Genomic DNA, 26,173 nt, shown 5'->3' with positions numbered 1-26,173 from the left:
GGCAGCAGCCCACAGCAAGATGTTCCTGAATGGCGCGAAAATCCGTTGCCCGCGATTCTTCGGGGAAGGGAGAGCGCTATCGACCCGTTTGCGTTTGCCGACAGTTCGCTTTGCCCCTAGTTTCTCGCAGGCATCATGATCCTCCCCGCATCCGCACTGCCCGTTGAAGCACCGCCGGCCTTTCTCGGCGTGGCGCGCTCGGCGACCGGCAAGCTCTGGCGCGACCGGCTCGACGCCAGGGGGGCGGCGCGGGCGCTGGCGATCACCCAGCGCTACCAGTTGCCGGAGATGCTGGCGCGCGTGCTGGCGGGCCGCGATGTCGGGATCGACGAGGTCGAGGATTTCCTTGATCCGACCATCCGCAAAATGATGCCGGATCCCCACACCGTGACGCAGATGGAGGTGGCCGCCAAGCGCATTGCCGATGCCGCGATGCGCGGCGAGAAGGTCGCGATTTTCGGCGATTACGACGTCGACGGCGCGACTTCGGCGGCGCTGCTGGCCTGGCACCTGCGCCATTGCGGGCTCGATCCGCTGATCCACATTCCCGACCGGATCTTCGAGGGCTACGGGCCCAATGTGGAGGCGGTGCGGGCGCTTTCGGCCAGGGGCGCGACGCTGCTGGTCACCGTCGATTGCGGCACCACCAGCATCGAGCCGCTGGCGGAGGCGAAGAAGCTCGGCATGTCTGTGGTCGTTATCGATCATCACCAGACCGGGGACGAACTGCCCGAGGTGGACGCGCTGGTGAACCCGAACCGGCCGGATGATCTTTCCGGCCTCGGCCATCTCGCCGCCGTTGGTCTCGTGCTGATCACGCTGGTCGCGGTGAACCGGGAACTGCGCGGCCGTGGCTTCTGGAATGCCGAGCGGCCGGAGCCGGACCTGCTCGGCATGCTGCATCATGTAGCGCTCGGCACCGTGGCCGACGTCGCGCCGCTGATGGGGCTCAACCGAGCCTTCGTCGCCAAGGGACTGATCGCGATGCGCCGCCGCGACCACGTCGGCCATACCGCGCTGATGGACGTGGCGCGGCTGAACGGCCCGCCCGAAGCCTGGCATCTCGGCTTCATGCTGGGTCCGCGCATCAATGCGGGCGGCCGGATCGGCCGCGCCGATCTCGGGGTGCGGCTCCTGCTGGAGGGCGATGTTTCCGAGGCCGCGCGGATCGCAGCCGAGCTCGACCGGCTCAACAGCGAGCGCCGCGTCATCGAGCAGGCGGCCGAAGCGCAAGCGGAAGCCGAAGCGCTCGCCTCGCTCGGCCTCGAAGACAAGGGCGCTGTGATCGTCACCGCCGCGGAAGGCTGGCATCCCGGCATCGTTGGCCTGGTCGCCTCGCGGCTGAAGGAGAAGTTTGCGCGTCCCGCCTTTGCCATTGCGCTGGAGCCGGGCGGCATCGGCACCGGCTCGGGCCGCTCGATCTCGGGCGTGGATCTCGGCAAGGCGGTGCGGCAGGCGGTGAAGGAGCGGATCCTGATGAAGGGTGGCGGCCACGCCATGGCCGCGGGCGTGACGCTGCGCAAAGAGAAGCTCGCGGAGTTTCGCGCCTTCATGGAAAGCGCGCTGGCCGAGGATGTCGCCAATTCGCGGCACGAGAACGAGCTGTTCATCGATGGCGCGATCAGCGCGCGCGGCGTGACGGTGGAATTCGCCAACACGCTGAACCGCGCCGGGCCGTTCGGCGCCGCCAACCCGGAGCCGGTGATCGCGCTGCCGGCGCATCAACTGGTCTATGCCGACGAAGTGGGGCAGGCGCACTTGCGCGTGCGCTTCAAGGCCGGCGACGGCGCCATCGTCAACGGCATCGCATTTCGCTCGATCGGGCAAAAGCTGGGTCACGCGCTGACGCAGAACCGCGGCCAGCCCTTGCATGTCGCAGGCTCGCTCGCGGTCGACCGCTTCCAGGGTTCGGAACGCGTGCAGATGCGCGTGCTCGACGTCGCGGTGCCCGATCCGGGGCCGGCCGTGATCAGGTAGTTCAACAACCAAGAACAACAAACGGGAGAAGAAATGACAGGGCAGGTTCAGGGCAAGGTCGCGCTGGTGACGGGCGGTGCATCCGGCATTGGCGAAGCGGTTTCGGAATTGCTGGCGCGCGAGGGCACCTCGGTCGCCGTGACCGATGTGGACGATTTGAGGGGCCCCGAAGTCGTCGCGCGGATCAAGAAGGCAGGTGGGGAGGCGAGCTTCTGGCATCACGACGTCACCAGCGAGGAGCGCTGGATCGAGGTCGTGGCCGAGGTCATGAAGCGTTACGGCCGGCTCGACGTGCTGGTCTCGAATGCCGGCATCGGCATTTCGGTGCCGTCGATCACCGAGATGTCGCTTTCAGACTGGCGGCGGCAGACCGCGATCAATCTCGACGGCGTGTTTCTCTCCGTGAAGCACTGCCTGCCCGTGATGCGCAAGACCGGCGGCGGCTCCGTCATCATGATGTCGTCGCTGGCGGGGTTGCGCGGCGCTGCCGGCCTTTCCGGCTATTGCGCGACCAAGGGCGGCGTGCGGCTGTTCGCCAAGGCAATCGCGATGGAATGCGCCACATTCGGCGACGGCATCCGCGTCAACTCGGTGCATCCGGGGATCATTGACACGCCGATCTGGGGCAAGATTCCGACGGAGGCGGCAGGTGCCGGGCAAAACGCGCCGATCGATCCCGAGGAGCGCGCGAAAGTAGCAACGCCGCTTGGCCGCGCCGGTCACGCGGAGGAGATCGCGCAAGGTGTGCTGTATCTGGCGTCCGATGCCTCGCGCTACGTAACCGGCACCGAGCTCGTCATCGACGGCGGGATGTTTGCAGGCGGGATTGCACGGAGGGTATGAACGTAACCCGTGGCGGGATTTGCTTCTTCGCTGTCACGGGGGCGCTGCGGTGAATTGCGCCCGCAACCAGGCCTGCACGGCCTCGACCGGTTCGCTCAGCGGCCGGTCGCGGCCGCGCACCAGGTGCAAAGCGAATCCTTCAAGCTCCGGTCCGAACGGGACCTCCAGCGTGCCCTGCGCCAGTTCGTCTGCAACCAGCAGCAGGCTATGCAGCGCGATCCCGGCGCCGGCGACGGTTGCCTGGATCGCATGGGTCTCATCGCTGAAGCGCAAACCCGCCCGCGCATCGATGCCGTCCATACCGGCAATTTTCATCCAGCGGCGCCAGGTCGGATTACGGGATCGCGACGATACCAGTCGAAATGAAGCAAGGTTGCTGACTGCAGGTCGGACGTCTTCTTGATACCGAGACGCGGACTTGCCACCGGCGCAAAGCGATCGACGGTCAGGGTCTCGGCGACCAGATCCGGATAGGGACCGGGGCCATAGCGCAGGGCGAGATCAGCGACACCCGAACCGAGGTCGACGGCTTCCAGCGTTGCGAGCAATGTAAGATCGATATCCGGTCGTGCCTTGCGGAATGCCGCGATGCGCGGCACCAGCCACTTGGCCGCGAAAGCCGGCGTCGCGGAGAGCGTCACCGCGGTGCGCCGCGGCGTGCGGCTCAAGCCGTCGATAACGCGTGCAAAGGAATCAAAGCCGTCGCGCAGCACCGGCATCAATACTTGCCCTGCCGCCGTGAGCAGCACCTGGCGTGTGCGCCGCTCGAACAAGCTTACGCCGATCGCTTCCTCGAGCTGCCGCACCTGATGACTGATCGCCGTTGGCGTGACGTGCAGTTCGTGTGCTGCGCGCTTGAAGCTCAGATGTCGCGCGGCAGCCTCGAATGCGCGCAGGCCAATCAATGGAGGCAGGCGTCTCATCGCTCCGGCCCATAGATGAATTATGATCAGCCATTGGCTGAGTAATTTGCGTTTGTCAATGCGGCCTTCTGCAACGATCTAAGAAACTACAGATGAACGGAGATATGCCATGAAGCTGTTACGAATAGATTCCAGCGCGCGTTCCCAGACCTCGGACCAAAGTTCGCGCGGATCGCATACGCGCAGGCTCACCAATCGGTTTACCCGGCGCTGGCTGCAACAGCGGCCGGATGATCTGCTGATCAGTCGCGATGTCGGCCAATCGCCGCCGCATCCCGTCGCCGAAAAATGGGTCGGCGCCGCCTTCACCAAGCCCGAGCGACGTGAGGCATGGATGAGCGAGACGCTGGCTGAAAGCGATGCGCTCATCGACGAACTGATCGCCGCCGATTTGGTCGTCGCCGGCGTGCCGATGTACAATTTCGGGATGCCCGCGCAGTTCAAGGCCTATATCGACAACGTCGTGCGGGTCGGTCGCACCTTCGGTTTTGACCGTTCTCGGCCGGACGATCCCTATACACCGCTGCTGGCGGGGATGGGCAAGCGCCTTGTCTTGCTCGGGGCGCGCGGCGATTACGGGTACGATCCGGGCGGCCGCATCGCTCATATCAATCATGTGGAAGGCGCAATCCGCGATGTGTTCGCCTTTCTCGGCGTCACCGCGTTCCACAGCATTGCAGTAGAGTATGACGAGTTCGGCGGTGATCGATTGCAGGCGTCCATTGCGTCGGCCGAACGCGCGGTCGATGAACTGGTCGATCAGATAATGCAGGAAGCGGAGCAGCGGGAGATGGCCTGAAGGTGTCTCGTCGCGGAGCTTTGACGGGGTGGTGATCCTGTCGCTTCCGATCCTGATCGCTATACGCCCTGCCTCAATCGCGCGGGCACCCGCCATGGCTGTCGGTCGCATGAACGGGGGGCCGGCATCGCGCAGGGGGACACGGCATGACGGAGGGGACGCAGTTTTGGGATCTTGTCGGCGCCGTCGGGACTACTTCTAAGTGCCGGCGCCGCTTACCACGGCGATGAAGCCAGCCGCGTTGAACACGCCGTGAATGACGATACCTACCGATGTATTCTGCCGCTGCTGCACGATCCAGGGCAAGAGCAGTGTGATCGGCAGCAACGTCACCATTATCGGCCAGCCAAAGCTCCAATGAAACAAGCACCAAAAAATTCCGTTTGGCAGCCATGCTATGCGGCCAAATCCTGCCTCTTGGCGAGGCAGAAGGTAGCCGCGCCAGCACAGTTCCTCACCCAGGATGTTACTGACAAACAATGGAATCCATGCCGCAAATACCGACGCGTGCCAGCCGGGGGGCTCCAGCAGAAACCAGGGCGAGGGACGGAAATTCGGGTCTAGATAGCGCGCCAGCGCCAAAATCGCAGCCGTGGCGGTCGCAATGGCAAAGGTGCCGCCAATGGCCCAAATGACGTCGCCACGATTCATCGCGCTCAATCTCGCGCGCTTTTTCAGTGAGCCCAGGCTACGGTTTGGCAGTTCTCGCCAGGTCATCAGACAGCCATAGATCAGCATGGGGATAAGTACGAACGCCGTACCGCTTATGTACCAGCCGATGATCGGCGAAATGCCGAACGTGTCACGCAGCCAAGGAATTGCGGCCATAACCGTTAGCCACAGCAGTATGGAGAACGCTCCAAACATCGAGGCTGAGGCGGCGAGCCCTATCGGTGGCGGATTCGTTTCCGTTTCCGATTGCATGCGCTGCATCCAGTTTGTCTTTATCGATCTGTGTCGATAAACGCTTCGGTCGCGCGAACAACTGCCGGCTGAGAGCACCAAACGCCCGTGCGTGGCAATCGTGCTTGGTCGTGGATGTCTGACCTGGACTAGTTTCCCTGCCTCAACCGCGCCAGCACCTTCAGCCCGCCATAGCCGTCGGCCGGCAACAGCCCCATCTTGGTCTGATAGTCCCGGACCGCCTTCATGGTGTCGTTGCCGACGCGGCCGTCGTTGCCGCCGGTGTCGAAGCCGGCTTTTGTCAGCCGCGTCTGCAGCTCCTGCACCTCGGGGAGCGTGAGCGCGCGTTCGGAGCCGGGGAAGGGATTGATGAAGGGTGGGGCGCCCAGAATGCGGTCGCCGAGATGGCAGATCGCCAGCGCGTAGTTCATCGACGGGTTGTAGCTCTTGACCGAATAGAAGTTCGGACCCAACAGGAACGAAGGGCCGCCGGCGACTGGCACCCACATCTGTGCCGACGCGTTCGGCTGCGGGAACGGCTTGCCGTCGGCGCGCGTGACGCCGGCGCTGGCCCACGCGGCGTAGGTCCGGCTGCCGCTCGAAGATCCTCCGGAACTGCGGACCTCGTAGCCCCAATGCTCGCCGCGGTGATACTTGCCGCGGTTGAGCAGATAGCGCGCGCTGGAGCCGAGCGCATCGTCGGGCTTGCCGAACGGCGAGACGCGGCCATCCTTGTCGTAGTCCATGCCGACATTGAGCCAGACTTCCGGCATCCATTGCGTGTGGCCCATCGCGCCAGCCCAGGATCCCCGCATCTCCTCCGGCGTGCCCCAGCCGCGGTCGACGATTTTCAGCGCGTTGATCAGCTCGGTTTCCCAATAGGTGCGGCGGCGCGGCTCGTTCCATGCGAGTGCGGCGAGCGCCGGAAAGATCGGACGCATATGGTTCTGCTGCACCAGAGGATCGCCATAGGCTGACTCAACGCCCCACAGTGCCAGCAGCGTGCCGCGCTCGACGCCGAAATCCTGTTCGATGCGTGTGAACAACGCTTCGTGCTTCTTCAGGGCTTCGCGGCCGTTGATGATGCGCCAGTCGGAGGCGCGACGATTGATGTACTGCCAGATCTGCTCGTGAAATTCCGGCTGCTTCTGCATCTGCCGGAACACGGTCATGTCGGGCTCGATGCGCGCCATCACCCGCGTCCAGGTCGCGTCCGAAATGCCTTTGGCCAATGCGCGCGCGCGAAAATTGTCGCGCCATTGGTCGAAGCCGGCGGGCGCCGCAAAGGCGACGGACGGCGCGGCGAACAGAATGCCGCCGCCGAGGCCGGCTTTCAGCAGGGCGCGGCGGGTCGGGTCAACAAGGGAATCAAGCTGGTTCATGCCCCCATTCTACCGGGACGGGACGCCAGGGCCAAAAGCCATGACGCCGCGGGAACCGGGCGATTTCTTACAAATCGGTAGCAATTCGGGCAAGCCAACGCCGGATCGTGCGCTGTGCATCCGCCGAGAGCCCGGCCGCCAGCCGCCGTTCGACCGTCTCGGCATGCCGCCGGCATCGACCCAGCAACGCCGCGCCCCGCGGCGTCACCGTCCATTGCAGCATCCTGCCGTGAACCGGGTGCGGTGTTTTGCGGATGGCGCCGTCACGCTCGAGGTTGCGGATGATGACGCCGACGGTTTGCGGCGTCAGCATCGCGACCCGCGCGAGCTCCGCGCCTGATAGCCCGGGATAGGCCTTGAGCATCGTCAGCACCACGAACTGCGGCGAGGTGACGCCGAGCTCGGCCAGCGACCGCTCCATCGCCAGCCGCGTCGCGCCTTGCGCCTGGCGCAGGAGATAGGCGAGGTATCCCTGTTCGCCGCGCTTGCCTTCACCGGGCGGTGGCGGCCGCAGCATCAACGGTGCGCGACTTTCTTGCTGCGACTGTCGCCCGATTTTTCCGGCCGCCGGTTTCTGCGTCGCTTGCGGCGTTTTTGCCGACGTCCTCTGCGATCGCGCCGCCGTGTTTTGCGATGCCTTGCGCTGCATATCAGTGCTCTTATAATAAATAAGAGCACTGATAACATGAGGAATGGCCGATGTCACATGCCCGCAAAGAGTACAAGGATTTCATGGCGCTGACGCCGGATGCCTATGCGGCCGTGCTGGAACTCAGCCAGATCGCCGGCAAGGCGGGCATGGACAAGCAACTTCTCGAACTGATCAAGCTACGCGCCTCGCAGATCAATGGCTGCGCCTTCTGCGTGCAGTATCACATTCTGGAAGGCGAGAAGCTCAGCGTGCCCACGGACAAGCTCAATCTCGTGGTTGTGTGGCGCGAGGCGCCGCAGTTCTCGCAGCGTGAGCGCGCGGCGCTGGCCTGGACGGAAGCGTTGACCTTGCTGAGCGAGGGCGTCAGCGACGAGGTCTATGCGCAGGCGAGCGCGGAGTTTTCGGAGAAGGAGCTTGCCTACCTCACGTCGGCGGTGGCGTCGATCAATGTCTGGAACAGGTTCGGCGCGGCGTTCCGCTGGACGCCACCGGCGCGGAAGCCGGTGGTGGGGGCGGCGGCTTCGTAATCCTCGACCTGGTGGAAAAAGCATTCGATCAGTTGCGAACCCTAGATATTCTTGAGTGACACATTCCAGTAGCGCTGCAGCGTCGGATGCATGTGGCCGTGACGGAGGGAAGAAAACTACGCGCAGCCGTGAATACCAGGGGATTCGCCTTCTCCCAAAAATCCAGCGCAGCCTTGATACGGCGCTTGGCCGATGGATGGCTCGGCGTTTCGTCATGCTTCTCGATGGTCTCGATAATATCGAGCAAGATAAAAATTGTCATGCTGCCGAGACCAGGCCATACCGCGAGCGGTTTGCCGGCTGTGTCATTCGCGATGACGCTGAGCGCGAAGCGATCTGCTTCAAACTCGATGGTGTGAGATTCCGGTTGTTCAAGATGACCCAGCAGCAGGTGGCCGAATTCGTGGAACCAGACCATTTGGACGCTGCCCTCTGTCATCGCCATTATCGTATTTCGGCTCTTGCGCTCGATCTCATCCTTGCTCGCCAGTCCGTAGTTGGATTCTCCAAGAAGAAGCCGCAGGCAGCTATGCAATCGTTCCATGAATTCGCTCTCGGATCCCATCGCCTCGCAGTCTGACGTCGGCCGCGCTCTGGTCTTGGAGCCGAAGTTGATCGCAACCGGCGCGATGCAGTCCAAAAATGCGTCGCACGCGCTCAGAAGAGATTCGTAGATGCAAATGCAAGGAAGATCGTCGATAAGAGTGGCCTTCCCCATGAAGGCGTTGAACTCCCAGTCCCAGCTCATGAGAAGCGGCACGGCTTCCACCCACCCGCGGATCGAGCTCGGGCGTTCGGCTTCCGGTTTCGCAAGTCCGAATTTTTCACACAGCCCAGCCGTGTACTCATACGCAATTGGCAGGCGGTCGGCGGCGGCTGCCAGGGTCTTCGCATAACCTTTGCGCCTGTCCTCCATTTCTGCCTGGCGCAAATCCAGGAAGTTGTCCGCTTTCAGAATCGCTTCGAGGCGCTGCCTTTGTTCGTCGTCGTCGATATCTTTCAAGTCGACGTTCGCAAGGATGTCGTCCAGTTTCTTGCGGGCGAACGAAAAGAGCAGTGCCGCATGCTCCTGCTCTTCGTAGCCGGCGTGTTTGCAATAAGCCCTAAACGAATGTTCTTGAATCTGCCTGACTGTACGCTCTTGCCCGGGAGTCAGCTTCAGCATGGTCGTTGCCTTCTGCGTCATGAGAGGGGAGCGCCAGAAAATACCATGAAGGCGGGCATCGGCCGACCACTCTGCAATGAACAGGCCGCGCCCTAATTCTCCCGGCGTTCGCGGGTGTTGGGACGGAGCACATCCTCCGGCAGCGCGTGCGCCACGGCGGCGACCGCCGGAGGTTGGGCGCCGATCTCGCGGCCGCGGCCGCGGATCAGCCGCTCGTAGGACGCGATCAGGGTGGTGTAGGGATTGACCCAGATCCATCCGTCGCGCGTGAACACCTGCACGTCGAAGTGCAGGTGGTAGGACGTGCCGTTGGGGAAATCGAGATAGTTGGAGACGACGCCGATCTTCTCGCCCTCGGCGACGCGGCGGCCGTTGAGGACGCCGTCGGCATCCATGGCCGACGGGGTCATGTGCATGTAGCGGAAACGGATGTGCTCATTGCCTGTGTTGATCTGCAGCGTCGCCGCCTGCTGCTTCAGGGAACGGATGACGACGCCGTCGCGGACGGCGACGACCGCCTGTTTCCGCGGATGGCAGGTGCCGTCAGTGCCGCCGTTCGGCGGGCAGGGGGCCGGGCGGATGTCCTGGCCTTGATGGCCGAAGCCGGCCGCGCATTGGCCGACCTGAAAGCTGCGCGCCTCGCAAAAATTGTCCCGCCACGGATAGACGCCCGTACGTTCGCCGGATTTGCGCGTGCTGAACTGCTGCGAGCTGACCAGGGCCGGGGCTCGCGCCAGCGGAAAGCGGATCTGCGAATAGACCGCGAGATCGGCGTGGCCGCCGCGCCTGCGCGCGCCGCTGCGGGCGATGATGTCGCCGCTCGGGCGATAGGTGAAGTCTGGAGAAGTCGCCGTTGGCCGCTCGGCGACGCCGGAGGGAATATCGAAGCGCGGACGTGCCGGCTGGCCGCCGGCGATGCGCAGCGCTTTCAGGAAACGCTCGGCGACCGGATAGGCCTCGCGGCAAGCGAGCCTGCGCGGCCGCGGCGCTGAATCGAGACACTGGATCGATACCACATAGGGCACGCCGAAGCGGGTGAAGGCGTAGCGCACATAGCCTTCGCGGATGAAGCGGCGGATGTCAGGGAATTGCGCCGCCAGCGCCCTGACCGGCTCGCCCCTGCCGCCGAGGGGATCGGCGAGATCGTAGACCAGCACCGAGCCCGTGATCTGCACCTCGACCGGGCGGGCGAAGGTTCGCGACGGCAGGCCGTCGCCGGGCTCCAGCGAAAACACCGCGTCGTAGCCGGAGGGGCCGGCGTGAAACACATCGACGGGCCGGAAGTCGGCTTGATAGTGCGACACCGCCGGATGGCGTGTGCCACGGGCCTCGGCCTCGAGATAGGCCGCGGTATCGAACGGCAACAGCACCGGTACCGGACTGCTTCCGATCCCGGTGAACATCGGCGAATTGATCGCGTTCAACTGCACCAGCGCGGGCGTTGCGCGCGGATCCCCCGCTGGGAGCCGCGCCCGGGCTGCGAAGGTGAAGCGCGAGGCGATTGCCGGCCGGGAACTGATCTCGGTGCGAAGCTGATCGAGCACGGCGCGCCATTCGACGCGAATGGCCGAAATCGATGGCGTTCGGAACTCGCTGGCGGAAACGCCGGTCACCGCCGCAAGGAAAAAACAAAAGGCTGCCAGCCACCGCGAGAGCAAGCTGACAGCCTTCGTATTCAATGCATCGCCCCCCGGCGTATGCTCCCGTAGCCTATGGCGCGGTGTTAATCCTTTGCGCGCTCGACGTAGGAGCCGTCCTCGGTCATCACTACAATCCGTGTTCCCGTTCCAATATGCGGCGGCACCGAGGTTCGCACGCCGTTGGAGAGAATAGCAGGCTTGTAGGAGGAAGACGCGGTCTGACCCTTGGTGACCGGCTCGGTCTCCACAACTTCGAGGGTCGCGCGCTGCGGCAACTGGATGGCGACCGGATTGAGGTCGTGCATCGACAGTTTCACCGTCATGTTTTCCTGCAGATAGGGCGCGGACGATCCCACGATCTCCTTCGACACCTGGACCTGGTCATAGGTCTCGGCGTTCATGAAGTGGAAGCCGTCGCCGTCCTCATAGAGGTAGTTGAAATTGCGGTCCTCGACGGTGGCCTTCTCGACCTGGTCGGTGGTCTTGTAGCGCTCCGATACCTTCACGCCGTCGCCAATACGGCGCATTTCGATCTGGCTGACCGGGGTTCCCTTGCCGGGGTGGATGTTTTCGGCCGAAAGGACGACATAGAGCCTGCCGTCCTGCTCGATGACGTTGCCCTTGCGGATAGAACTGGCGATGACTTTCAAAGTTGTTTTCCCGAATTTCTGGCCTTCGGCCACACCGGACATGGGCGTCCGCAGGGCCAATCAGGCGGTTTCGGGCTGCAACATACTGATTTTGCCCGTCGATGCCAGCGTTTTACGGCCATTCCGTAGGTTACCGGGGGCTGCAAACGACCCTGTTTCGCAGGCCTAACGGCTGGCCTGGTCGCGCCGCTTGACGGCCTTGGCGTTGTGGTCGGCGAAATCGGGCGGGACGGTAAATTTACCGGTCTTCATGTCGTAGACGCAGCGCCAGCCTTCGACCCAGGGCGAAGGCTTTTTCTGGCCCTGGATATCGAAGGAGAGGCTGAGCACGAGATAGCGGCTGTCGGGCCAGCGCTGTCCGAGCCAGGCGTAGTTCTCGTCCAATCCCTTCAGCAGGTGTACCTGCGCGTGGTTGACGGGCCGCAGCATGCCCTTGGATACCGGCAGTCCGAACAGATAATCCCAGGCCAAATCGCCGAGCGGTTTTGTGGTCGCCGGTGAAAATCGATCGCCGTCACGACGGTAGAGCAACAGCGTCTGATAGCCCGCACCGAGTTTCTGCATGCGGACCAGCCATTGGCTGTCGGGCGTGAAGCGGAATCCGGCGCGATATCCCGCGAGATCGGCGCCTTCGCCGGGATTTAGCAACGCGGCCTGCTGCTTCTGGTCGAAGATCCAGAACTGGTGCAGAACGTCGTTGCCGCGCTCCCTCGAATACTGCTCGACACGCATCTGACCATCGGGCGAGGTGAAAGTCTCGTCTGACAGATGCTTGAATGTGCTGCCGGGACCAGCGGCGCTTGCCGGCGAGACCGACGCAAGGCACGCAAAAAGAAACACTGCTGTTCGCAGGCTGCTGCCAGACATATCCGTATCCCGTTGTAGAGTCTGGGCATTGGACGGGGGAGGCGGCCGCATGGTTCAGCCCACCGGGCTCCTGCCAATGGACAAGTGCGGGGTCTTTCGACATGAAAAGAAGCGCTTGGAGCGGGATGATATGGTCGTGCCGCGGTACCACAAGGAAAATATAATAATATCAATGACGTTCCACGACTCCCTCAACACTTGCATGGGTTCCGTCAGCGTTGCTGCGCGCCGGATGGGACGGGATTGTCGCTGATGGCCGGAACCGACCAGCCGTCGCCATGGTGGTCGGCCACGCGGCACGCGGACCGGAAGCCGTTCCTGATGGCGCGGAGCGCGATCACGCGGGCGGTGCGCGGCTGGTTCGACGAGCAGGGATTTTGCGAGGTGGAGACCGGCATCCTGCAGGTCTCGCCGGGCAACGAGACGCATCTGCATGCCCCCCAGACCGAGATCATCGGCAACGACGGTAGCCGCGCGACGCGCTATCTGCGGACGTCGCCGGAGTTCGCCGCCAAGAAACTGCTCGCCGCCGGCGAAGCCAAAATATTCGAATTCGCACGCGTGTTCCGCGACCGCGAGCGCGGCGATCTGCATCTGCCCGAATTCACGATGCTGGAATGGTACCGCGCCGACGCCAGCTATGATGCCGTCATGGCCGACACCATCGTCGTCATCGCCCATGCGGCCCAGGCGACCGGGATCTGCCGGTTTTCGTTCCGCGGCAAAACGGCCGATCCGTTTGCCGAGCCGGAGCTGCTGACGGTGGCATCCGCGTTCGAACGCTTTGCCGGGATCGATCTGCTCTCCACCATCAGCCATGGCGAGGGGGATTGCGCGGCGCTTGCGGCTGCGGCCAGATCGCGGGTGCGGGTCACCGAGGACGACACCTGGTCGGACATCTTCAGCAAGGTGCTGGTCGAACATGTCGAACCGAACCTGGGGCAGGGGCGTTTGACCGTGTTGTTCGAATATCCGGCGCCGGAGGCCGCCCTTGCACGGACGAAAGCGGCCGATCCGCGCGTCGCCGAACGTTTTGAGATCTATGCCTGCGGCGTTGAACTCGCCAATGGATTTGGCGAACTGACCGATGCCGACGAACAGCGCCGCCGTTTCGCCGCAGCCATGGACGAGAAGCAGCGGCGCTACGGCGAGCGCTATCCGCTGGACGAGGATTTTCTCGCAGCCGTTGCCGAGATGCCGCCATCGAGCGGCGTCGCACTCGGTTTCGACCGGCTGGTGATGCTGGCCAGCGGCGCGCTGCGGGTGGACCAGGTGGTGTGGACGCCGCCTTCAGGAGAGACATGAACAGGATCGATCCGAAATTGTCGGCAACGCTGCGGCAGCCCGCCGATCTCGTCGAGCGCGGGCTGGCGAAAGCGGCTGATCTCACCGACCTCGAACGCGTCGCCGCGCGCTATGCGATTGCCGTGACGCCCGAACTCGCCAACCTGATCGACACGGAGAATCCGGATGATCCGATCGCGCGGCAGTTCGTCCCGAGCGCGCTCGAACTGGTGAGCGCGCCGGGCGAAAATGCCGATCCGATCGGCGACGATGCGCATTCGCCGGTCAGCGGCATCGTCCATCGCTATCCCGACCGCGTGCTGTTCAAGCTGGTGCATGTCTGCGCGGTGTATTGCCGCTTCTGCTTCCGCCGCGAGATGGTTGGGCCGGGCAAGGCAACCGCGCTGTCGGACGCGGCCTATCGCGACGCGCTGGACTATATTCGCGAGCACACGGAAATCTGGGAAGTCATCCTGACCGGCGGCGACCCCTTGATGCTGTCGCCGCGCCGGCTGGCCGAAATCATGGCTGACCTCGCCGCCATCGATCACGTTAAAATTGTTCGCATCCACACCCGCGTGCCGGTGGCGGCGCCTGCGCGTATCGATGGCGACATGATCAGGGCGTTGAAAGTTGATGGCGCGACGACCTGGATCGCCGTTCACGCCAATCATCCGCGCGAACTATCGGGCGAGGCGCGAATCGCCTGTGCGCGGCTCGCTGACGCCGGCATTCCGCTGGTGAGCCAGACGGTGCTGCTTCGCGGCGTCAATGACGATACGGCGACGCTGGAAGCGCTGATGCGCGCTTTTGTCGAAAATCGAATCAAGCCCTATTACCTGCATCATGGCGATCTGGCGCCGGGGACCGCGCATCTGCGCACCACGATCGCGGAGGGGCAGGAACTGATGCGCCATTTGCGCGGCCGCGTCTCGGGCCTGTGCCAGCCGGAATATGTGCTCGATGTTCCCGGCGGTCATGGAAAGGCGCCGATTGGCCCGAATTATTTGTCGCATGCAAGTTCCAGTGAATCTGAACTATCCTCAGAACCGCAGTATCGGATCGTCGACTATTGCGGCGACGCTCACCTCTATCCGCCGAAGCCGTGACTTGCGATGGCTGGGGACGGCGAGGAGAAGCGGGAGCCGCCGGAAGAAGAGGGCCATCGCGGCATCGAAAATGCGGTGCTGCTCGGTTTCTTTGTGGTGCTGGTGGCCGCCGGAATCTGGCTGCTCGGCACCATGGCCGATGTACGAAAGGCGCAGGATTGCGTCGGCCAGGGACGCCGTAACTGCGCCACGATCGACGCGCCGGAACGGACACGATAAATGAATCTAAAAGGCGGGAGAATCAGGATGCAAAAAACAATCTTGTCGGTAGCGCTGATGGTCCTGCTCGGCATGCCTGTTGCGTTTGCGCAGGGCGGGACGTCGACAATGCCAAAGAGCACCAGCCCGAGTGCCGGAGGGATCCCGGAGGCGCCGATCGGACACCGTCAGCCCCGCCGCAGCGACGTGCCGAGTGAAAAGAACCTGATCGACCCGAACGATCCCCTGAGCAAGGAAAACGCAGCGCTCGACCGCAAGATCAAGAGCATCTGCCGCGGCTGCTAGGGACCAGACTCCTCAAGAACCGGAAAGCGATGGCTGCTGTGAAGCCTGGTTTGCGGCGGACCTCCGCTGGCGGCGTCAGCCGTACTTTGCCGCGCGGCGATACAGGACGAGCAGAAAAGCCAGCAGCACGGCGGCCGACAGGCCGAGCGACCAGTGAATGCCGATCGCAGCGCCGAACAAACCCACGGTGATGCCGCTGAACGCGCGCATGCCGAGCCCGGCCATGTTGAACAGGCCGACGACGCGGCCGCGAATATCGGTCGGCGCATTTATCTGGACCAGCGCCTGCGCCATCGTGTTGAACGACAGCTCGAAGAACCCTGCGGCAAACAGCAATACGATCGCAAGCGCGTAAATCCCGACGCAAGCGAATGCGAGCAGAGACAAGCTCCATAGAATGGCAAGGATGATGGCGGTCCGCGGCGTCACCTTGAGCCGGCCCCACGCTTCCAGAACGAGGCCCGCAAGCAGCGCGCCGGCGGCGTCGGCGGCCAGCAGCACGCTGTAGGCGACACCGGGGTCACCGTGCCCGAGTTCGCCGGCGAAGCCCGGCATCTGGGCGTGGTAGGCGTTGCCGATCATGAAGGAGGTCACCCCGGCGAGCAGCGTCATCAAGGTCAGGACCCGGTGGGTGCCGATGTCACGGATGGTCTGCACGATATCGGCAAGGCCACGCACGGCGAGGCGGCGCACCGCCAGGCTCTTGTCGCGGACTGGCGCCCAGAACAGCCACAGCAGCATCGGCAAGTAGAACAGCGTGTTGAAAATGATGCCATGGGATGGGCCCAGCGTCAGCATGATGACGCCGCCCACGGCCGGGCCGACCAGGATGCCCAGATAGCGCGCCGTCGCGTTCATCCGCACCGCGCTCGGCAGATCAGCCGGGCCGACGATATCGTAGAGCAGCAACTGGTTCGGCGTCTGCCACAGCACGCCGGCTCAGCCGTGGATGACCAGAAGCAGCATCGCGTGCCACATCTCGAGCGTATCGGTTATGAAGAAGACGCCCCAACCCGCCGAGGCCACGATGAAGAGCAGCATGCCGCACTGGATGATGCGGCGCGGGTCGAACCGGTCGGCCAGCCCGCCGACGGCGACGGAGAAGAACAGGAAGGGAAGCCAGTGCGACAGCACCGCAAAGCCCGCCAGCGCGGGTGAATGGAATTTCTGGAACACCACCCAATAGCTGATCACATGCTCGATATTGTCGGCCATCATGGCCAGCACGTAGGCCATGAATTGCGCGCGGTAGGGCCGCGACTTCATGGCGGCGAACGAGCTGGATGCAGCCACGGGTTTCGTCGAAGGTTCTGAGCTCAATCGATCACCTGCTTCGGCAACGGCGATGCGGCCGGCGCGACACTTGGATTCCGCTCGCGCCGATACACGCCTGTTGCCGGTCGCTCAAGACGCCGAGGCTGTTCAGACACCAAATACCCGGGCCTGGTCGACAAAGGGAGCCGTCAGTCGGACCATACATCACAACTGCGCCAAGTACGCTGATCTGCTGTCGCCTGTCTGAAACCGCCGACATATCATGCCGGCCTGCGGTGCGATGGGAGCATGAAAGCCGCCAGCCTTAGGGATGCTATGCGCTCGACGCGGGCGGCGTGACGGTTGGAAGATGGTGGGAGCGGCCTTGGGCCGCCTTCGACGTTCGTGCGATCTTTCCCTCGTCTGAAGACCAAGATGGATCGCGCTCAGGAGGCGCTCAGGCATGATTGCCCTCGGTCGTCATCGTCCGCTTGCACCGGACGCCTGGAATGAATTGGCCGTCCGGGCTGCGATCGAAGAAATTGCAGCCGATGCCACAGCGCAGTTCGATCTTGACACGTTCTGGCCGGGTCATCCAAGCGACGACGGCGTGGGAGACGGCAACCCCAGTTTCTACACGGGCGCGGCCGGTGTCATCTGGGCGCTGGACTATTTGCATCGGGTCGGTGCCGTCAGTGCTGCCCGGGATTTTCGCCCGGCTCTGCCCCGGCTACTGGAGCGGACGCGTGCTGCCTTCGAAAACAATTCGCCTGCCGATTACGGCAAGCATGGTTCGCTGCTCAAGGGCGACATGGGCGCAGCGCTGCTCGCCATGCGTCTCGCTCCCACATCGAGCATGGCGGATCTTGTGCATAGGCGTGCAGAAGCAAACATGCGACTGCCGATCCGGGAGCTGATGTGGGGCATGCCCGGCTCCATGCTGGCGGCAATCCATATGGCCGGGATGACACAGGAAACGCGATGGCGCGGCCTGTTCGAAGTACAGGCGGCGCGGTTGTTGCGCGCGCTTGAGGACACGCCGCAAGGTCAACTTTGGACCCAGGATCTCTATGGTGAGAACGACCAATGGCTGGGGCCCGTTCACGGTTTTGCCGGCAACGTGATCCCATTGCTGCACGGATGGGACTGGTTGACGCCGACGCAGCAGGCGCAAGTAGCCGAATTTGTGCCGCAGACACTCGCAGCGAATGCCTGGCGATCTGAGACCGGGACAAATTGGGCGGCGAGAAGCAAGCGCGCAAGGCCGCCTGCCTATTGTCAGCATTGCCACGGCGCGCCCGGCATGGTGACGACGTTTGCGGATGCGCCCTTTGCCACCTCTGAATTCGACACGCTCCTCGTCGATGGCGGTCGCTTCGCCTGGGCCGCCGGACCGCTTACCAAGGGCGCGGGCCTTTGCCACGGCACCGGCGGAAATGGCTACGCATTTCTCAAGCTCTACCGCCGCACCAACGACCCGGTTTGGCTCGACCGCGCACGCCAATTCGCGATGACGGCCGTCGTCCAGTATCGCGGCGCTCATGCCGTCGTCGGCCGCGGACGGTATACGCTTTGGACCGGCGACGTCGGGCTTGCGATCTACCTTTGGGACTGCATCACTGGAGAGCCGCGCTTCCCGACGATCGATGTGTTCTGACCGTGTCTTGAACAGTGCCCAGCCGATCAATATGATGAAAGCGATAATTGGCAGGCCAACGTTTCGGAGCGCGCCAATATGACGTTGGACTTACTTCGTTCTGCACACGCAACGCTCGACTATGAGATCGCCCAGGAGAGGGCGTCGGCGTTCGGACGGCTTGGGCGGCGGCTCGAGGCCGCACTGGCGGCACTTGCCGCATGTCCGCGGACGGAAAATTCCGATCGAAAAATCCGCGATGCTCTCGTCGAACAGGCAGGCTATGCGCTCTGGCTCTTCGTCGTGCAACGCGAGGCCTGCGGTCTCAACAAGATCTCCCAGGTGCTGCGGGATTACGGGGTGCCGAACGAGGTGTATGTCCGCATGGGGCCATTGGCCTCGCCGAGCATCCAGCCGACCAAGACCGTGGAGCTTGAGGCCGCGTCGGCCCCAATGTTCTGAACCTCGCCGCCAGCTATCTCGCGTTTGTCCGGATTTTGCGTCCACGTTCCGGATCGTGGGCGGCGCTTCAATAAGCAGAAGCAGGGCGCGCGTCGTCCGCGTGCCCTGCTTCGCCGTCATTCGATCCGGGAGGGCTAGGCCGAACGCTCTTCCCGGAACTTGCGCGACTGCGCGTTCCGGCGCGTCGCTACCGCATCGGCCAGCACGTTCAGCGCTGATACCGTCGTGTCCCAGTCGACGCAGCCGTCGGTGATGCTCTGCCCATAGGTGGGCTGCTTGCCCGGCACGACGTCCTGACGGCCGGCGACGAGATTGCTCTCGATCATGACGCCGGTGATGCGTTGCTCGCCGTCCGATATCTGCTGCGCGATGTCGGCGACGACGAGTGGCTGGTTCTCCGGCTTCTTGGAACTGTTGGCGTGGCTGGTGTCGATCATGAGCCGCGGCGCGACGCCGGCGCGGACAAGTTCGACACACGCAGCTTCGACGCTGTCGCGGTCGTAGTTCGGCTTGTGGCCGCCGCGCAGGATGATGTGGCAATCCTCGTTGCCGGTCGTCGCCGCGATCGCGGAGCGTCCGCCCTTGGTCACCGCCATGAAATGATGCGGATGCGAGGCCGACTTCACCGCATCCGCCGCGATGCGGACATTGCCGTCGGTGCCGTTCTTGAAGCCGACCGGGCAGGAAAGACCGGACGCCAGTTCGCGATGGATCTGGCTCTCGGTGGTGCGCGCGCCGATCGCCGCCCACGCCATCAGGTCGGCGATGTATTGCGGCGTCGTCATGTCGAGGAATTCGGTGCCGGCTGGCAGGCCGAGATTGTTCACGGCTGATAGCACGTTGCGGGCGAGCCGCAGGCCTCTGTTGATATCGAAGGAGCCGTCGAGATTGGGGTCGTTGATCAGACCCTTCCATCCGACTGTCGTGCGCGGCTTTTCGAAATAGACCCGCATCACGATCTCGAGGCGGTCGGCGAGCTCCTCGCGCAGGGCGGCGAGCCGCTCGGCGTAATCGACGGCCGCGGCGGGATCGTGGACCGAGCAGGGGCCGACCACGACCAGCAGGCGGTCGTCGGCGCCGTTCAGGATGGCGTGGATGGCATTGCGTGCCGCCATCACGACGCGCGTCGCGGTCAAGGTGCGGGGTATCTCGCCCATCACCTCCTGCGGCGTACTCAGCTCTTTCAGTTCGCGAATTCGAAGATCGTCGGTGGTGCTCAACACGGCTCTGGCTCCTGGTTAGGAAACCTGCCGGCAATAAAAAAAGCCGCCAGGTTTGGCGGCTGTTCGGATTTTTGGCTTCAATTCATCAGATTGAGCGCGATCCTCCCACCGCCAGCGAGCTGTCGTAGCTAAAATACCAAAAGTTGCTGGCGGCGAAGGTGATCATGGCGGGCTCTATAGCCCAGCCGTTCGGGCTTGTCACCCCATAATCGACGTCAGGATTTGCGCGCGGCGAGCGCCATGCCGACCATCGAGCCGCCGCCGAGCACGAGATTGATCCCGACCAGGAGGCCGATTGCCCATTCCGCCGACCCCGGCAGGCCGGCGACGATGACGAACGCGATCAGCAGGTCCATCACGCCCGAGATCAGCAGCCAGGACCAGCGCTCCGACAATTCGCGGCGGTGCTCCAGCGCGTACATGATGGTAACGACGCCTTCGGCCAGGAAATACGCGCCGACCACGATGGTGAGCGTGAGAATGCCCTGCGCCGGCCGCGCCAGCAAAATCCCGCCGGCGAGAACGGCGAGCGCCGCTGAGAACAGCGACCACCAGAAGCCCGGCATCTGGCGCGACCAGTAGGTGACGAACAGCCCGGCAACGCCGCCGATCAGAAACATCCAGCCAAGGAAGATGGTGACGGCAAGGCTTGCCAGCGGCGGCACGATCATCGCGGCGAGGCCGAGCAAAGCGAGCACGATGCCTTCAAACAGAATGACCTTCCAGCGCGCCTTCACCGCGGCGTTCATTTCAGACTGCAGTTTGCCGAGGTCTGGAGGGCCGTCCTGGGGAAGGGTCATTGGAACTCCCGATGCCTGCAGCGCCGATCGAGTGCCCAATATAGCCCGTGCGCCGACTGCGGGTAAAATTTGTTCGACGTTATCTGTGCGCGAGGTCAGCGACGGGAAGATGACGTTCAGCCCGGCTCCGGCGCCGACGAAAATCCTTCCGAGGACGTCCTGATGCGGTTGCGGCCGAACACGTAGACGGCGGATGTCGCCAGCAACAACGCCAGGCCGATCAGAATGGAGGTCATGCCGAGCGGGATGAGAAGCAGCGAGGCGTTGCGATCCGGATTGATGAACCAGTGATGGAGCGAGGTCAGCACGAAAGCTGCGCCGGCGAAGCCCGCACCGCTGCCCACGAGCAGGAGCGCCCACATCCGCCGCAACTGGCTCAGCCGCTCACGCGCGACTTCGGTGCGCGGCGCGTGATGGCGGCCAACGCGCCGCACCAGACGGATGGCAAATCCGATCGAGCTGAAGCCGATCAAAAGGCTCGCCGCCCCCAGCAGCATTCGCGTCGTCGGGCCGAGATCTGGATGCTTCTGCAGGGTCAGCAGCGGGAAGTCGAAGGCGGCATGCAGCGCGACCGGCGCGAACAGTGCCAGGCACCAGCTCGAGAGCCGCGCCCAGTCGCGATGATGGCGATGCGCGCCGAGCGCGGTGCCGGCGCGCGCGATCGCGATATAGGCGCCCGCGATGATGCCGAGCGCGCCGTGGAACGGAACCGTCAGCACGCTGCGCAAGGCCGCCAGCGAGCGCCACATGTCGGCGTGCTGCACCAGATAAGCGAGGTTTTCGTAAGCCGCGAAGCCGAGGCCGGCGGCCGCGCCGTAGACCACGGTGTCCATCGGGTCTGCGAATGTACGCCGGCGCACCGGCAGCGACACGGCAATGATCACAAGGACCTTGACGATTTCCTCCGGCGCGGCGACGCCGAAGATGGAACGCAGGCCCTGCGTCATCCAGGGATTTCCCGGCACCGCAAGGATCGCGGCAAACGGCGCACGCGCCACTCCCAACAGCGAGATGCTGGCGGCCCCGAGCACGAATGCGAGCCATACCCGCGCGGGCGGGCCGGGGCGCTCGTCGGCGGCAATGACGAGCCATAGCACCAGCAACGCCGGCGCAATCGCGGCAACGCCGATCGATGTTGGAAGGGCCTGAAGCAGCAGCATTTTGCGGAACTTTACCTCACGTGAGCGTAAATGGCCGTAAACGCAGCCGTTTGCAAGAAATCTGGACGCGACTCCTTGTCACCAAGCCAGCGACAGCGGTGCCCTCAAGCCGGGATCCGTTGGCCGATCTTGCCCCGTACCATCAGCAATCCCGCAAGCGCGACCAGCGCGAAGCTCGCGCCGGCCAGGAACGTTCCCTGCGGCCCCGCGATATCCCAGAGCGCGCCGGCAATGACGCTGGCGGCGAGCATCGCCAGGCCGCCGAGCAGGTTGAAGAACCCGAAAGCCGTGCCGCGCAACTCGGCCGGCGCTGTGTCGGCCACGAGCGCAGCCAGCAAGCCTTGCGTCAGCCCCATATGCAGGCCCCAGAGCACGACGCCGAGCGCGACGCCGCCGATCGAGGGCATCAGGGCCAGCACGACATCGGCAATGATCAGCACCACAATGCCGCCCGCCAGCACGGCCGTCCGGCTCATGCGGTCCGACATGACCCCGGCGGGGTAGGCGGCGAGGGAATAGACGACATTCATGGCGACCAGCACGGCGGGCACCAGCATGATCGGCAGCCCGACATTCTGGGCGCGGAGGACGAGGAAGGCTTCGCTGAAGCGCGCCAGCGTGAACACGCTCGCGACCGCCACCACCCACCAATAGGCCGTTCCCAGATTCTTGATCTCGGCCAGGCTGATCGGATTGCGCACGGTGCGCAGCGCTTTCGGCCGTTCCGGCTCGCGCACGGCGAAAACGATCAACGCGAAGGCCAGGAAGGCGGGGATCACGGCAACCCAGAATACCGTCGTGAAGTTGTCAGCCGTCCACCACATCAGGGCGATGGCGAGAAGCGGGCCGAGGAAGGCGCCGATCGTGTCGAGCGATTGACGCAGCCCGAAACTCGCGCCGCGCAGGTCGGGCGGCGAGAGATCCGCCACCAGCGCGTCACGGGGCGCGCCGCGAATGCCCTTGCCGATGCGGTCGACGAAACGCGCAGCCACCAGCCAGCCGACGGTTGGCGCCAGCGGAAACACCGGCTTGGTGAAGGCCGCGAGGCCATAGCCGATGGCAGCCAGCCATTTGCGTTTGCCGAGCCAGTCCGAGAGCGCACCTGAGAATATTTTAACGATAGAGGCGGTGGCCTCGGCGATGCCTTCGATGACGCCGACCGTCACCATCGATGCGCCGAGCACGGTGACCAGGTAGATCGGCAGCAGCGCATGGATCATCTCCGACGAGACGTCCATCAGCATCGAGACGAAGCCCAGGGCCCATACGCCTGGTGGAATGTCCCTGATCGACCGGGTCGGCTTGGTTTCAGCGGCCATGTCGTTTCTCGTGCCGCCTTATCGCGCCAACAGCCGCCGGCAGGCTTCCACAAACACCTCGGCCCCCGTGACGATGTCCGTGTCGGCAGTGTTCTCGGTCCAGTGGTGCGAGATGCCGCCGATCGAGGGTACGAACAGCATGCCCGCCGGCATGACGGTCGAGAGAATTTGGGCGTCGTGGCCGGCGCCGCTCGGCATGCGCAGGGACTTGCCGCCGGCAAGGGCTGTGCCGGCTTGTTCGATGGCCTGCTGGAACGAGGCATCCATCAATGCAGGCGTCCCGGTGCGAATGCGCTCCACCGCGACGCTGCAGCGGCCCTGCGCGCTGACCTCTGCAGCTATGCTGCGGAGGAGATCTTCCAGCCGCGCGATCACCGCGGGATCGTCGTCGCGAATCTGGAACAGCATTTCCGCCGCTCCCGGGATGATGCTGGGCGCCCCGGGATCGAGCGTGATGCGTCCGGTGGTCCATACCGTGCGCGGACCGCAGGCCGCAGGGAAGCGGTCGTCGATCGCGACGCAGAACCTGGCGAGTGCAAGGCCGGCATCGCGGCGAACCGCCATCCGCGTGGTGCCGGCGTGGTTCTGTTCGCCGGTGAAGCTGATGCGGTATTGCCAGATGCCGACGATCGACGTGACGATCCCGATCTTGAGATCGCTGCTTTCGAGCGTCTCGCCTTGTTCGATATGGGCTTCCAGATATCCGATGTGCCGACTTTGTTCGCACCGTGTGCGGGCGCGGCCGGCAAGACCCGCGTCGCGCAGGGCATCGCGCATGCTCTTGCCCTCGTTGCGGTCGCGCGCCGCATCGATATCGGCTTCGGTGACGCCGCCGACATAGGACCGGCTACCAAGGAAATGTCCGAAATGGCCTTCCTCGTCGCACCATGCCGCCACTTCAACGGCGCCTTTCATGTCAGGATCGGGATTGATGACGCGGGCGGCTTCGAGCGCATAGACCACGCCGAGCGGTCCATCGAGCCAGCCCGCATGGTTCTGGCTTTCCAGATGCGAGCCGGCCAGCAGCTTCGGCCCGTGTTTCGTGCTGGTGCCGATGATATTGCCGATGCCGTCAATCTCGCCCGCAAGGCCGGCCTCGGGCAACCGCTCGACCAGCCACGCCAGCGAACGCAGGTGCGGCTCCGAGAACGTCGGCTTGTGAACACCGGACTTGTACGTGCCGATCGCACGCAGTGCGTGTAAATCAGCGAGGACACGCGCGCCGTCGACGCGTGAGAGATTGTCTGTCATTGAGCTTTCGTACCTGTCGGCCCGTAGTTCTCCGGAGAAGAACAAAGTTCCTGATGTGGTTCTCCGGGGTAGAACAAAGTTCCTGAGATCGTTCTGGTAGTAGAACAAAGTTCCTGCGATATCGCCACCTGCCTTGTCTATCCCGTCGATAGCAGCGCCAACGCGAAGACAGCAAGCCATGCCACGATGACGAGTGCCGCCACGGCGCCAGCGGTGATCTTGGCTTTCTCCTTGAGCGTGTAGTCGCGCATTCTTTTCGCAACACGTGTGAGGACATGCGGCCGTTGAAACGACTTTACTCACTTGGTTTCAGAAAAGAAGCAGTTCTCGTGTGGCGGGTGGAGCGCGTGGTGAGAGAACGAAGCAAGCCGAAATTGTGGTTCGCGGCGCGCCAAAGAAAGGTGAACGCCGGTTGAGCGAACCAAGGTGCTGGGCCGTTGGGATTTGCGGAAGTCGCGCGATAGCGCTACGAGGGGTGGCTTCCCCGAATGCCGACCATGCAATGACCTTCCATCCGGTACTTCATGGCCGCGACGACCTCACTGGCAACGCAAATGTGGGAGGCGGTCGAGGTCAAACAAATGCCGTGAGACGTCTTTGACTTACGCCAATGCGGGCTTCGAAGGCATCAAGCTTGTGCTCGAAATTCGCGAGAGCCTCTTTCAGTTCGACCAAGTCCCTTGGCGCGGGGATCTCGATCTTTGTTCATTAGCCTCTGCGATTGAACATTCGTGGACTGTCATTTCGCAAAAAAAGGCCGCCACAAGCGGCGGCCTTTTTGACCTTTCTATGGACGCGCGCCCATCAGACCAGACGCGGTGCCTGGCCTTGCGCGCGCCGGCGGTAGGCCAAGAACCCGACTCCAGCGAAGCCCAGAATCATCATGGCCCATGTCGAAGGTTCAGGCACCGGCGCTACGTTGCCGTCGAAAGCGAACTGCTTCAATTGTTTGAAGCCTTCGGGGTCATAAATGACGATCTTTGAAAGCGTCCCGCCATCGACGGAGTGAATTCCGAGTGAAGGCGTGAGGCCGCTTCTGTCAAGGCCGGAGAACGTGTAACTGCCGCTGACGTTGTTTTGGTCGTACCATGTCACCGTAACGTCAGTGGTGGGATCGCCCCTGACGGAGTCGAACTGGGCCTGGAAGGAAAACTCGTTAAATACCGACACGTTGCTGAATGTGAACTCAATCGTCGTAAACAGCGGCGGGTTGCCCCCGTTCACTGTGGAGACAGTAGCCACACCGTTTGAAAAATCAGTGTTACCAGTCGATTTCGCGGTGACGAGGATCGACGGAAATCCGGCAACGTGCCCGGTGGTCGTGAATCAGTTGTGGCATCCATCGTCAAAGTTCAAAAGAGGTGCGGTGATGGCCGGGTCCTGGAGGACGAAACTCGCGTGCGCCGGGCTAAATGAAACCGCGGCGATCGATAAGACGCCGGCCGCTAACAGTCCACGTGGTTCAATCATTGCGCGTACTCCCAATGATAACTTGAATTCAAAATAACTTTTGCTAGCTGGCTCAGATTGCCAGATTTTCCCGATTCATATCATTATTAAAAACTCGTAAAGGGATGGAAACTTACTGAAATACCTATCAATAGATTAATTTCCAGCCATTATAGGTTGCGGCGCGCTTCTTCACAGCCGCCTGTCAAGGCTTGGTTACGGGCTGTATCTGCGGTTGCAGCAACACCTTGCGTTCTATTTAATTGAGGGATGCTTCAATTGATAATGCAATTAGGGGTGTTCAAAATAAATGCACAATCTTCCCGATCTGAGTACGGTCGAGATTGGCAGGGTCAGCGATCCTGGCCGCCCTTTGCAATATCGCGTACCGCTC

22 protein-coding genes and 3 pseudogenes are annotated in these 26,173 nt (G+C 63.3%); 10 read left to right on the top strand and 15 right to left on the bottom strand.

Translation table 11 applies throughout. The features are described 5' to 3' along the window. Positions 1 to 135: 135 nt before the first annotated feature. Together recJ and CQ12_RS11745 are read left to right on the top strand one after the other, a co-directional pair. Positions 136 to 1,977 carry a single-stranded-DNA-specific exonuclease RecJ gene (gene recJ / locus CQ12_RS11750; protein WP_057835463.1) on the top strand — a complete coding sequence of 614 codons (1,842 nt, stop codon included), beginning with the start codon at positions 136 to 138 and terminating at the stop codon, positions 1,975 to 1,977. Between the two features lie 33 nt (positions 1,978 to 2,010). Next, positions 2,011 to 2,820: an SDR family NAD(P)-dependent oxidoreductase gene (locus CQ12_RS11745; RefSeq protein ID WP_057835462.1), complete on the top strand. Its 810-nt coding sequence runs from the start codon at positions 2,011 to 2,013 to the stop codon at positions 2,818 to 2,820. A 33-nt stretch (positions 2,821 to 2,853) separates the two neighbouring features. Here the strand turns inward: CQ12_RS11745 and CQ12_RS11740 are convergent. Beyond that, a pseudogene (locus tag CQ12_RS11740) lies at positions 2,854 to 3,743 on the bottom strand (LysR substrate-binding domain-containing protein). Positions 3,744 to 3,852: 109 nt separating this feature from the next. Between CQ12_RS11740 and CQ12_RS11735 the strand changes: the two are divergent. After that, a complete protein-coding gene (locus tag CQ12_RS11735; RefSeq protein WP_057835461.1) occupies positions 3,853 to 4,542 on the top strand; it encodes an FMN-dependent NADH-azoreductase in 690 nt (229 codons plus the stop codon). A gap of 198 nt (positions 4,543 to 4,740) precedes the next feature. On the opposite strand, the gene CQ12_RS11730 is transcribed toward CQ12_RS11735, so the two are convergent. The 3 genes from CQ12_RS11730 to CQ12_RS11720 form a co-directional block, all read right to left on the bottom strand. Then, positions 4,741 to 5,466, bottom strand: a complete 726-nt coding sequence (locus CQ12_RS11730) for a CPBP family intramembrane glutamic endopeptidase (protein WP_198164127.1) — start codon at positions 5,464 to 5,466, stop codon at positions 4,741 to 4,743. Between the two features lie 128 nt (positions 5,467 to 5,594). Continuing rightward, positions 5,595 to 6,827: a lytic murein transglycosylase gene (locus CQ12_RS11725; protein WP_057835459.1), complete on the bottom strand. Its 1,233-nt coding sequence runs from the start codon at positions 6,825 to 6,827 to the stop codon at positions 5,595 to 5,597. Positions 6,828 to 6,894: 67 nt separating this feature from the next. Beyond that, positions 6,895 to 7,476, bottom strand: a complete 582-nt coding sequence (locus CQ12_RS11720) for a MarR family winged helix-turn-helix transcriptional regulator (RefSeq protein WP_083519241.1) — start codon at positions 7,474 to 7,476, stop codon at positions 6,895 to 6,897. Positions 7,477 to 7,526: 50 nt separating this feature from the next. Between CQ12_RS11720 and CQ12_RS11715 the strand changes: the two genes are divergently transcribed. Further along, positions 7,527 to 8,006: a carboxymuconolactone decarboxylase family protein gene (locus CQ12_RS11715; protein WP_057835458.1), complete on the top strand. Its 480-nt coding sequence runs from the start codon at positions 7,527 to 7,529 to the stop codon at positions 8,004 to 8,006. A gap of 28 nt (positions 8,007 to 8,034) precedes the next feature. Here CQ12_RS11715 and CQ12_RS11710 read toward each other — a convergent pair whose 3' ends face one another. From CQ12_RS11710 to CQ12_RS11695, 4 genes are all read right to left on the bottom strand, one after another. Continuing rightward, positions 8,035 to 9,171: a phage exclusion protein Lit family protein gene (locus tag CQ12_RS11710; RefSeq protein ID WP_157088152.1), complete on the bottom strand. Its 1,137-nt coding sequence runs from the start codon at positions 9,169 to 9,171 to the stop codon at positions 8,035 to 8,037. 92 nt (positions 9,172 to 9,263) lie between these two features. Beyond that, positions 9,264 to 10,850: a M23 family metallopeptidase gene (locus CQ12_RS11705; RefSeq protein WP_057835456.1), complete on the bottom strand. Its 1,587-nt coding sequence runs from the start codon at positions 10,848 to 10,850 to the stop codon at positions 9,264 to 9,266. Between the two features lie 44 nt (positions 10,851 to 10,894). Continuing rightward, entirely contained in the window at positions 10,895 to 11,461 is a 567-nt protein-coding gene (gene efp / locus CQ12_RS11700; protein WP_057835516.1) for an elongation factor P, read from the bottom strand. A gap of 165 nt (positions 11,462 to 11,626) precedes the next feature. Then, positions 11,627 to 12,328, bottom strand: coding sequence for a hypothetical protein (locus CQ12_RS11695; RefSeq protein WP_057835455.1), 702 nt, complete (start codon positions 12,326 to 12,328; stop codon positions 11,627 to 11,629). Positions 12,329 to 12,580: 252 nt separating this feature from the next. Between CQ12_RS11695 and epmA the strand changes: the two genes are divergently transcribed. From epmA to CQ12_RS11670, 4 genes are read left to right on the top strand one after another with little or no spacing between them, the layout of a single operon-like run. Next, complete coding sequence (epmA, locus tag CQ12_RS11685; RefSeq protein WP_057835453.1) at positions 12,581 to 13,633, top strand: EF-P lysine aminoacylase EpmA; 1,053 nt, start codon at positions 12,581 to 12,583, stop codon at positions 13,631 to 13,633. After that, the gene (locus tag CQ12_RS11680; protein WP_057835452.1) at positions 13,630 to 14,721 is read left to right on the top strand and encodes a lysine-2,3-aminomutase-like protein; all 1,092 of its coding nucleotides are present in this window, start codon (positions 13,630 to 13,632) and stop codon (positions 14,719 to 14,721) included. Before epmA ends, CQ12_RS11680 begins: the two co-directional genes overlap by 4 nt. A gap of 6 nt (positions 14,722 to 14,727) precedes the next feature. Continuing rightward, entirely contained in the window at positions 14,728 to 14,940 is a 213-nt protein-coding gene (locus tag CQ12_RS11675) for a hypothetical protein (protein ID WP_057835451.1), read from the top strand. Positions 14,941 to 14,967: 27 nt separating this feature from the next. Beyond that, positions 14,968 to 15,225, top strand: coding sequence for a hypothetical protein (locus CQ12_RS11670; protein ID WP_057835450.1), 258 nt, complete (start codon positions 14,968 to 14,970; stop codon positions 15,223 to 15,225). A gap of 75 nt (positions 15,226 to 15,300) precedes the next feature. Here CQ12_RS11670 and CQ12_RS11665 read toward each other — a convergent pair. Continuing rightward, positions 15,301 to 16,518 (bottom strand): annotated as a pseudogene (locus tag CQ12_RS11665) (MFS transporter). A 424-nt stretch (positions 16,519 to 16,942) separates the two neighbouring features. Between CQ12_RS11665 and CQ12_RS11660 the strand changes: the two are divergent. Continuing rightward, on the top strand, positions 16,943 to 18,136 hold the full coding sequence (locus tag CQ12_RS11660) for a lanthionine synthetase C family protein (protein WP_057835449.1): 1,194 nt from the start codon (positions 16,943 to 16,945) through the stop codon (positions 18,134 to 18,136). A 78-nt stretch (positions 18,137 to 18,214) separates the two neighbouring features. Then, positions 18,215 to 18,577, top strand: coding sequence for a DUF6665 family protein (locus CQ12_RS11655; protein ID WP_057835448.1), 363 nt, complete (start codon positions 18,215 to 18,217; stop codon positions 18,575 to 18,577). A gap of 134 nt (positions 18,578 to 18,711) precedes the next feature. Here CQ12_RS11655 and CQ12_RS11650 read toward each other — a convergent pair whose 3' ends face one another. The 6 genes and pseudogenes from CQ12_RS11650 to CQ12_RS47655 form a co-directional block, all read right to left on the bottom strand. Next, a complete protein-coding gene (locus CQ12_RS11650) occupies positions 18,712 to 19,800 on the bottom strand; it encodes a 3-deoxy-7-phosphoheptulonate synthase (protein WP_057835447.1) in 1,089 nt (362 codons plus the stop codon). 215 nt (positions 19,801 to 20,015) lie between these two features. Then, positions 20,016 to 20,600 (bottom strand): HdeD family acid-resistance protein, encoded by a 585-nt coding sequence (locus CQ12_RS11645; protein ID WP_057835446.1) that lies wholly within the window; start codon positions 20,598 to 20,600, stop codon positions 20,016 to 20,018. A gap of 116 nt (positions 20,601 to 20,716) precedes the next feature. Then, positions 20,717 to 21,760, bottom strand: coding sequence for a PrsW family glutamic-type intramembrane protease (locus CQ12_RS11640; RefSeq protein WP_057835445.1), 1,044 nt, complete (start codon positions 21,758 to 21,760; stop codon positions 20,717 to 20,719). A 104-nt stretch (positions 21,761 to 21,864) separates the two neighbouring features. Beyond that, positions 21,865 to 23,079 carry an MFS transporter gene (locus tag CQ12_RS11635; RefSeq protein WP_057835444.1) on the bottom strand — a complete coding sequence of 405 codons (1,215 nt, stop codon included), beginning with the start codon at positions 23,077 to 23,079 and terminating at the stop codon, positions 21,865 to 21,867. A gap of 18 nt (positions 23,080 to 23,097) precedes the next feature. Beyond that, a complete protein-coding gene (locus CQ12_RS11630; RefSeq protein WP_057835443.1) occupies positions 23,098 to 24,330 on the bottom strand; it encodes a Zn-dependent hydrolase in 1,233 nt (410 codons plus the stop codon). Between the two features lie 804 nt (positions 24,331 to 25,134). Then, positions 25,135 to 25,245, bottom strand: a pseudogene (locus CQ12_RS47655) (PEPxxWA-CTERM sorting domain-containing protein); the annotation flags it as partial. Between the last annotated feature and the right edge of the window lie 928 nt (positions 25,246 to 26,173).

It is taken from the genome of Bradyrhizobium jicamae (genome assembly GCF_001440395.1).
Classification (GTDB): Bacteria; Pseudomonadota; Alphaproteobacteria; order Rhizobiales; family Xanthobacteraceae; genus Bradyrhizobium; species Bradyrhizobium jicamae.
This window is presented reverse-complemented; position numbering and strand designations above follow the sequence as displayed.

Excerpts from the sequence above, each read along its gene's own strand:
- CQ12_RS11670 (WP_057835450.1), top strand. The coding sequence starts at position 14,968 with ATGCAAAAAACAATCTTGTCGGTAGCGCTGATGGTCCTGCTCGGCATG.
- CQ12_RS11635 (WP_057835444.1), bottom strand. The coding sequence starts at position 23,079 with ATGGCCGCTGAAACCAAGCCGACCCGGTCGATCAGGGACATTCCACCA.
- CQ12_RS11720 (WP_083519241.1), bottom strand. The coding sequence starts at position 7,476 with ATGCAGCGCAAGGCATCGCAAAACACGGCGGCGCGATCGCAGAGGACG.
- CQ12_RS11660 (WP_057835449.1), top strand. The coding sequence starts at position 16,943 with ATGATTGCCCTCGGTCGTCATCGTCCGCTTGCACCGGACGCCTGGAAT.
- CQ12_RS11645 (WP_057835446.1), bottom strand. The coding sequence starts at position 20,600 with ATGACCCTTCCCCAGGACGGCCCTCCAGACCTCGGCAAACTGCAGTCT.
- CQ12_RS11675 (WP_057835451.1), top strand. The coding sequence starts at position 14,728 with ATGGCTGGGGACGGCGAGGAGAAGCGGGAGCCGCCGGAAGAAGAGGGC.
- CQ12_RS11680 (WP_057835452.1), top strand. The coding sequence starts at position 13,630 with ATGAACAGGATCGATCCGAAATTGTCGGCAACGCTGCGGCAGCCCGCC.
- CQ12_RS11710 (WP_157088152.1), bottom strand. The coding sequence starts at position 9,171 with ATGCTGAAGCTGACTCCCGGGCAAGAGCGTACAGTCAGGCAGATTCAA.
- CQ12_RS11640 (WP_057835445.1), bottom strand. The coding sequence starts at position 21,760 with ATGCTGCTGCTTCAGGCCCTTCCAACATCGATCGGCGTTGCCGCGATT.
- recJ (WP_057835463.1), top strand. The coding sequence starts at position 136 with ATGATCCTCCCCGCATCCGCACTGCCCGTTGAAGCACCGCCGGCCTTT.
- CQ12_RS11725 (WP_057835459.1), bottom strand. The coding sequence starts at position 6,827 with ATGAACCAGCTTGATTCCCTTGTTGACCCGACCCGCCGCGCCCTGCTG.
- epmA (WP_057835453.1), top strand. The coding sequence starts at position 12,581 with ATGGCCGGAACCGACCAGCCGTCGCCATGGTGGTCGGCCACGCGGCAC.
- CQ12_RS11655 (WP_057835448.1), top strand. The coding sequence starts at position 18,215 with ATGACGTTGGACTTACTTCGTTCTGCACACGCAACGCTCGACTATGAG.
- CQ12_RS11745 (WP_057835462.1), top strand. The coding sequence starts at position 2,011 with ATGACAGGGCAGGTTCAGGGCAAGGTCGCGCTGGTGACGGGCGGTGCA.
- CQ12_RS11695 (WP_057835455.1), bottom strand. The coding sequence starts at position 12,328 with ATGTCTGGCAGCAGCCTGCGAACAGCAGTGTTTCTTTTTGCGTGCCTT.
- CQ12_RS11630 (WP_057835443.1), bottom strand. The coding sequence starts at position 24,330 with ATGACAGACAATCTCTCACGCGTCGACGGCGCGCGTGTCCTCGCTGAT.
- CQ12_RS11715 (WP_057835458.1), top strand. The coding sequence starts at position 7,527 with ATGTCACATGCCCGCAAAGAGTACAAGGATTTCATGGCGCTGACGCCG.
- CQ12_RS11735 (WP_057835461.1), top strand. The coding sequence starts at position 3,853 with ATGAAGCTGTTACGAATAGATTCCAGCGCGCGTTCCCAGACCTCGGAC.
- CQ12_RS11730 (WP_198164127.1), bottom strand. The coding sequence starts at position 5,466 with ATGCAATCGGAAACGGAAACGAATCCGCCACCGATAGGGCTCGCCGCC.